Here is a 6,418-nt window from a genome sequence, read left to right on the forward strand (position 1 = left end):
GTCAGTCTCTCTCATCTCTGGTGGTCGGGTGCGCGACGAGCAGTACGTCGTCGCCGAGCCGCTCGACGGCGGTGAAATCGAAGCGGAGAGCGTCGGCGATCGTGGGGATTCCGAGATCGCCCAGCGCGAGCATCGGCCCGCCGAGGACGGCGGGGGCGAGGTAGACGAGCAGCTCGTCGACGAGACCCGCGGTGATGAAGGCGCTCGCGAGGGTCGGTCCGCCCTCGATGAAGAGCGAACGGATGCCCCGGCGCGCCAGTTCTTCGAGGTCGCCCGCGAGCTCGGCGCCCGCGAAGAACAGGGGAGTGCGCGGGTGCGAGCGCAGCGCGGCGCCCTGCGGAACGGGCCGTCGCCCGAAGACGATGGGCACCGGCTGGTGCTCGAGCAGGTTGCCCGCGTCGTCGCGCGCGGTGAGCGAGGGATCATCGGTGAGCACCGTGCCCGTGCCGACGGCGATCGCGTCGGCGGCAGCGCGGCGGCGATGCACGTCGCGGCGCGCCGCAGCACCGGTGATCCACCGGCTCGTGCCGTCGGCGGCGGCCGCCCGGCCGTCGAGGGTCGACGCCCACTTCACGATCACCCGGGGCCGACGGTGGCGGGCGGCGAACAGCCAGTCCTCGAGGAGCGCCTCCACCTCGTCGGCGAGCACCCCGCCGGACACCTCGACACCCGAGGCGCGAAGACGCGCTGCGCCGCCCGAGGAGTGGACGCCGGGGTCGCCGACCGCGTAGACGACCCGAGCGATGCCGGCCTCGACGAGCGCGAGCGCGCACGGCCCGGTACGACCCGTGTGGTTGCAGGGTTCGAGGGTGACGACCGCCGTTGTTCCTGCGGCGGCGCCCGGCGCGAGCTTCGAGAGTGCGTCGACCTCGGCGTGAGCGGTGCCGGCGCCGCGGTGCCAGCCCTCGGCGAGCACCTCACCGTTCGGCGAGACGATGACGCAGCCGACTCGCGGATTCACCCCGTCGGCCGGGCCGCGATCGGCGAGTTCGAGGGCGCGGCGCATCGCCGCGGCATCCGCTGCGAACTGTGCAGTCGCCCGGTGATCAGCGCTCGTCATTCCTCGTCCTCGTGTCCAAGGCTCCGGGAATGCTCGGCTGGTTCTGCGGTGTCGTCACCGCGAACGTCGGCGGCGCACAGCGCAGCCGACACGTGCCGCCTCCCATCCGGACTTTCACCGTCGGTACTGGAGTTTCACCAGTTCAACCGTGCACATTCGATCTCGCGATCGAACGCGCCTGGCTCGCGGACTGTCACCGCCGGCTCGGAATTACACCGACCCCGGAGCACGTTTCTCGTGTCGATTGTAGGTCAACGCAGCGGAGGCCGCCCTATTCCCGTCGCGACGGAGGGGTGACGAGCGACGAAGGAGCGTCCCGAAACCGCTGCGTCGGGTTTCGAGACGGTCGCTGCGCTCCCTCCTCAACCCGCTTTTCGAGACGGTCGCTGCGCTCCCTCCTCAACCCGCCTGGGTCTCGACGAGCACGCGCGCGGTGCCCTCGTCGACGATGAGGTCGGTGATGAGGCCCGCGGCGAGTGCACCGCGAAGGCTCGCGAGCTTCGCCCGGCCCGAAACGACGCAGATGCGCCGCGGTGCCCGTCGCAGTACCGCGAAGTCGGGGCCCGTTGCGCGTTCGTTCAACGAGATGCCGTCGGTCGAGCCGTCGGCGCGGTAGAACACCGTGGCGACGTCGCCGACCGCCCCGTCGCGGCTGAGGCCCTCGTAGTCGGGGCGCTCGAGGTAGCCGCCCTGGTAGACGTGGCTCGGCACCTCGGCGAACGGCGACCCGATGCCGAAGAGCGCGAGATCGAGCCGGCCCTGCAGGTCGAGCAGGCGCTGCGTCGAGCGCTCGCGCCAGAAGGCCTGCTTCGTCGCCGGGTCGTCGAAGAATGCGGGAACCGGGAACTGCTGCACGCGTGCACCGAACGCGTCGCCGAAGCGGCGCAGCAGTTCGCTCGCGTAGACGATGCCGGTCGTGCGCAGGTTGCCGGCGCCGTTCAGCTGCACGATCTCGGAGTTGTGCGTCGCCTTCGGCACGAGGTGTCGGCTCATCGCGCCCATCGTCGAACCCCAGGCGAGACCGACGGTGAGGTTCGAGTCGATGAACCGGCCGAGAATGCGTGCAGCCGAGAGCGCGACCCGGTCGAGCCGGTCGACGTCGCTCGCGTGGTCGGGCACTGGGATGACGTGGGCCTGCACCGCGAACCGCTCGAGGATCTCGTGCTCGATGCGGCTCGGCAGGTCGAGCGGGGAGTGGATCGAGATCTCGACGAGCCCGCTCGCGCGGGCGTGGCTGAGCAGCCGCGACACGGAGGAGCGTGAGGTGTGCAGCTCCTGCGCGATGGCGTCCATCGTGAGGTCTTGCATGTAGTACAGGTGTGCTGCGCGCAGCGCGTCACGGGTCTTGCCCGGTACCGCCTCGTCGACGTCGATCGTCGCGAGGAACTCCTTGTCGATCATGGCTCCCACCCTTGCACATATTTTCATGCGGCTTGCAAGTTCGTGCCGACGTGTTCACGATGTATTCATCCACACCCGGCAGGCTCATGCAAGCCCGTCACTTCCGAGAGGACAGCGATGTCAACCCAATCGACGAACCAGCACCGCCCGGAGCACCACGGCGGCGCTCCGTCGACCCGGGGCGAGATCGCCGCACTCCGCGCCCGCCCCGAGGCATCCGTGCTCGTGATCGGCGCGGGCATCAACGGCATCGCGACCTTCCGCGACCTCGCCCTTCAGGGCGTCGACGTCGTGCTCGTCGACCGCGGTGACTTCGTCTCGGGTGCGTCGTCGGCCTCGTCGCACATGATCCACGGCGGCATCCGCTACCTCGAGAACGGCGAGTTCCGCCTCGTCAAGGAGTCGGTGCAAGAGCGCAACAGTCTCATCCGCATCGCGCCGCACTACGTGAAGCCCCTCGAGACGACGGTGCCGATCTTCTCGACCTTCTCCGGAATCCTCTCGGCGCCGCTGCGCTTCCTCACTCACAAGTCGGGCAAGCCCACCGAGCGCGGCGCCGCCCTCATCAAAGCCGGCCTCACGATCTACGACGCCTTCTCGCGCGACGGCGGCTCCGTGCCGCGCCACCGCTTCCTCGGGCGCAAGCGATCGCTGGCCGAGCTCCCCGCCCTGAACCCCGGTGTGAAGTACACCGCCACCTACTACGACGCGAGCATGCACGACCCCGAGCGCCTCGCGCTCGACGTGCTCTTCGACGGACTCGCGGCCGGTCCGCACGCGCGCGCGGCGAACTACCTCGAGGCGGTCGGCCACGACGCCGCGGGCGTGCGCCTGCGCGACACGACCACGGGCGAGGAGTTCTCGATCGCCGCCGACGTCGTCGTGAACACCTCGGGCCCCTGGACCGACCTCACGAACGCCGAGCTCGGCCACGAGACCCGCTTCATGGGCGGCACCAAGGGCTCGCACATCGTGCTCGACCACCCCGAGCTCTTCGCCGCCACCGCCGGACGCGAGATCTTCTTCGAGCACGAGGACGGCCGCATCGTGCTGATCTACCCGCTCAAGGGCAAGGTCATGGTCGGCACCACCGACCTCGAGCACGACCTGCGGGAGCCCGCGATCTGCACCGAGGCGGAGGTCGACTACTTCTTCGACCTCATCGCGCACGTTTTCCCACGCGTGGCCGTCGACCGCTCGCAGATCGTCTACCGCTTCTCGGGCGTGCGCCCGCTTCCGCACCACGACGAGACGCAGCCGGGCTTCGTCTCCCGCGATTACCGCATCGAACGGGCGGATGCCACGGGCCGCCCCAGTACCACGGTGCTGAGCCTCGTCGGGGGCAAGTGGACCACTTTCCGCGCGCTCGCCGAGCACCTCGCCGACGAGGTGCTCGCGCTCATCGGGGCGCCGCGCACCGTGTCGACGCAGGGCCTCGCCATCGGCGGCGGCGCCGGCTACCCGGCGAACGACGACGCCCGTCGCGTGTGGCTCGTCTCCCACGGCGACGAAGTCGGCCGCACCCGGGCCGAAGAACTGCTCGAACGCTACGGCACGCGCGCCGCCGCCTTTCTCGTCGAGGTCGAGGGCGAGCACGACGAGGCGCTCGCGCACCACCCCGGCTACAGCAGACAGGAGATCGCCTGGCTTGTGCGCAACGAGCGCGTCGTGCACCTGGAGGACGTCGTGCTGCGGCGCACGAGCATCGCGTTCACCGGCACGCTGACGGCCGAGCTCCTCGCCGAGCTCGGCGAGCTCGTGGGTGCCGAGCTCGGGTGGAGCGCCGAGCGCGTGCACGACGAGGCCGCCGCGACGTCGGCGTTGCTCGCCGCACGCCACGGCGTCGTACTCGGAGGACTCACCGCGCCCGTGGGTTGAGGAGGCCGCCCGCGGCCGTCTCGAAACGAGTGCGAGGCATCGTGGGTTGAGAAGCGCCGACGCAGGAGGACGCGTCTCGAAACGAGTGCGAGGCGTCGGGGGTTGAGGGGCGCTCGACGCAGGAGGACGCGTCTCGAAACCGAGTGCGAGGCGTCGGGGTTTCGAGACGCTCCTTCGTCGCTCCTCGACCCACGATCGAATCTGCACGGATGTGCACGCCGAAACGCCCGGTAACAGGCGATTCGGCGGATACGTTTCATCGGGGCCGTTCGGCTCGCTCTCTCAGAAAGAAGGTCAACGTGGACAATCTCGGTCTCGTGTTCCTGTCGGAAGTCGTCGGCACGGCGATGCTCGTCCTCCTCGGTTGCGGCGTCGTCGCGAACGTCATCCTGGCCAAGACCAAGGGCTTCGGCGGCGGCACCCTGATGATCAACATCGGCTGGGGTCTCGCGGTCTTCGCGGGTGTCATCGTGTCGTACGCCTCGGGCGCGCACCTCAACCCGGCGGTCACCCTCGGCCTTGTCGCGAACGGCGCCACTGAGTTCGGTTCGGGTGTCCCGGTGAACGTCACCTCGGTGCTCGTGTACATCGCCGCGCAGATGGTCGGCGCGTTCCTCGGCGCGGTCTTCTGCTGGCTCGCCTACAAGCAGCACTTCGACGCCGAGCCCGACGCCGCGAACAAGCTCGGCGTGTTCTCGACCGGCCCCGCGATCCGCTCCTACGGCTGGAACCTCGTCACCGAGATCATCGGCACCTTCGTGCTCGTGTTCGTCATCATCGGCTTCACGAACGGCGGCACGCCGGCCGAGCTCGGTGCGATCCCCGTGGCCTTCCTCGTGATCGCGATCGGTGCCTCGCTCGGCGGTCCGACCGGCTACGCGATCAACCCGGCCCGTGACCTCGGCCCGCGCATCGCGCACGCGATCCTGCCGATCAAGGGCAAGGGCGGATCCGACTGGTCGTATTCCTGGGTCCCCGTCGTCGGCCCGATCATCGGCGGTGTCCTCGCCGGCCTCGCCGCGGTCCCGCTGCTCCCGATCCTCGGCTGAGCTCGAGACATCCGAACCATCACCCCTCACCATTCACTGACAGCAACGGAGTTCTCAGATGGCTGACTACGTACTCGCGATCGACCAGGGCACGACGAGTTCGCGCGCGATCATCTTCGACAAGGCCGGATCGATCGTCTCGACCGGGCAGCTCGAGCACGAGCAGATCTTCCCGAAGGCCGGCTGGGTCGAGCACGACCCCGCCGAGATCTGGACCAACACCCGCGAGGTGATCGGGCAGGCCCTCGGCAAGGCCGACCTCACCCGGCACGACATCGCCGCGGTGGGCATCACCAACCAGCGCGAGACCGCCGTCGTGTGGGACAGGAACACCGGCGAACCGGTGTACAACGCGATCGTCTGGCAGGACACCCGCACCCAGCCCATCGTCGACCGTCTCGCGGCCGACGGCGGCGTCGAGCGGTTCAAGCAGCAGGTCGGTCTGCCGCTCGCGACGTACTTCTCGGGCACGAAGATCGTGTGGATCCTCGAGAACGTGCCCGGCGCGCGAGAGAAGGCCGAGGCCGGCGACCTCCTGTTCGGCACGACCGACACCTGGGTGCTCTGGAACCTCACCGGCGGCACTGAGGGCGGTGTGCACGCGACGGATGTCACGAACGCGAGCCGCACGATGTTCATGGACCTCGAGACGCTGCAATGGGACGACGGCATCCTCGCCGCGTTCGGCGTGCCGCGCTCGATGCTCCCCGAGATCAAGTCGTCGTCGGAGGTGTACGGCACGGTCGAGCCGTCGAGCCTTCTCCGCGAGGTGCCGGTCGCCGGCATCCTCGGCGACCAGCAGGCCGCGACCTTCGGACAGGCCGCGTTCGAGACCGGCGAAGCGAAGAACACCTACGGCACCGGCAACTTCCTCATCTTCAACACCGGCGAGGAGATCGTCCACTCGAAGAACGGACTGCTCACGACCCTCGGCTACAAGCTCGGCGACCAGCCGCCGCACTACGCGCTCGAGGGCTCGATCGCCGTCACCGGATCGCTGATCCAGTGGCTGCGCGACAACCTCGGCCTC

General features: G+C 69.3%; 5 protein-coding genes and 1 riboswitch. Of the genes, 3 read left to right on the forward strand and 2 right to left on the reverse strand.

Translation table 11 applies throughout. The annotated features are described in order from the left end of the window. Position 1: 1 nt before the first annotated feature. Positions 2 to 1,060 (reverse strand): bifunctional diaminohydroxyphosphoribosylaminopyrimidine deaminase/5-amino-6-(5-phosphoribosylamino)uracil reductase RibD, encoded by a 1,059-nt coding sequence (gene ribD, locus H516_RS0116645; RefSeq protein ID WP_033197319.1) that lies wholly within the window; start codon positions 1,058 to 1,060, stop codon positions 2 to 4. Positions 1,061 to 1,148: 88 nt separating this feature from the next. Beyond that, positions 1,149 to 1,294: riboswitch (FMN riboswitch) on the reverse strand. Between the two features lie 165 nt (positions 1,295 to 1,459). Then, positions 1,460 to 2,461, reverse strand: a complete 1,002-nt coding sequence (locus tag H516_RS0116650; protein ID WP_022890837.1) for a sugar-binding transcriptional regulator — start codon at positions 2,459 to 2,461, stop codon at positions 1,460 to 1,462. Between the two features lie 117 nt (positions 2,462 to 2,578). On the opposite strand from H516_RS0116650, the gene H516_RS0116655 reads away from it, so the two are divergent. The 3 genes from H516_RS0116655 to H516_RS0116665 form a co-directional block, all read left to right on the forward strand. Further along, a complete protein-coding gene (locus H516_RS0116655) occupies positions 2,579 to 4,339 on the forward strand; it encodes a glycerol-3-phosphate dehydrogenase/oxidase (RefSeq protein ID WP_022890838.1) in 1,761 nt (586 codons plus the stop codon). 347 nt (positions 4,340 to 4,686) lie between these two features. After that, positions 4,687 to 5,388, forward strand: coding sequence for an MIP/aquaporin family protein (locus H516_RS0116660; protein WP_051138884.1), 702 nt, complete (start codon positions 4,687 to 4,689; stop codon positions 5,386 to 5,388). Between the two features lie 58 nt (positions 5,389 to 5,446). Further along, positions 5,447 to 6,418, forward strand: a 972-nt coding sequence (locus H516_RS0116665; RefSeq protein ID WP_022890840.1) for an FGGY family carbohydrate kinase, incomplete at its 3' end; no start/stop codon positions are given.

It is taken from the genome of Agromyces italicus DSM 16388, assembly GCF_000421545.1.
In the GTDB taxonomy this organism is placed as follows: Bacteria; Actinomycetota; Actinomycetes; order Actinomycetales; family Microbacteriaceae; genus Agromyces; species Agromyces italicus.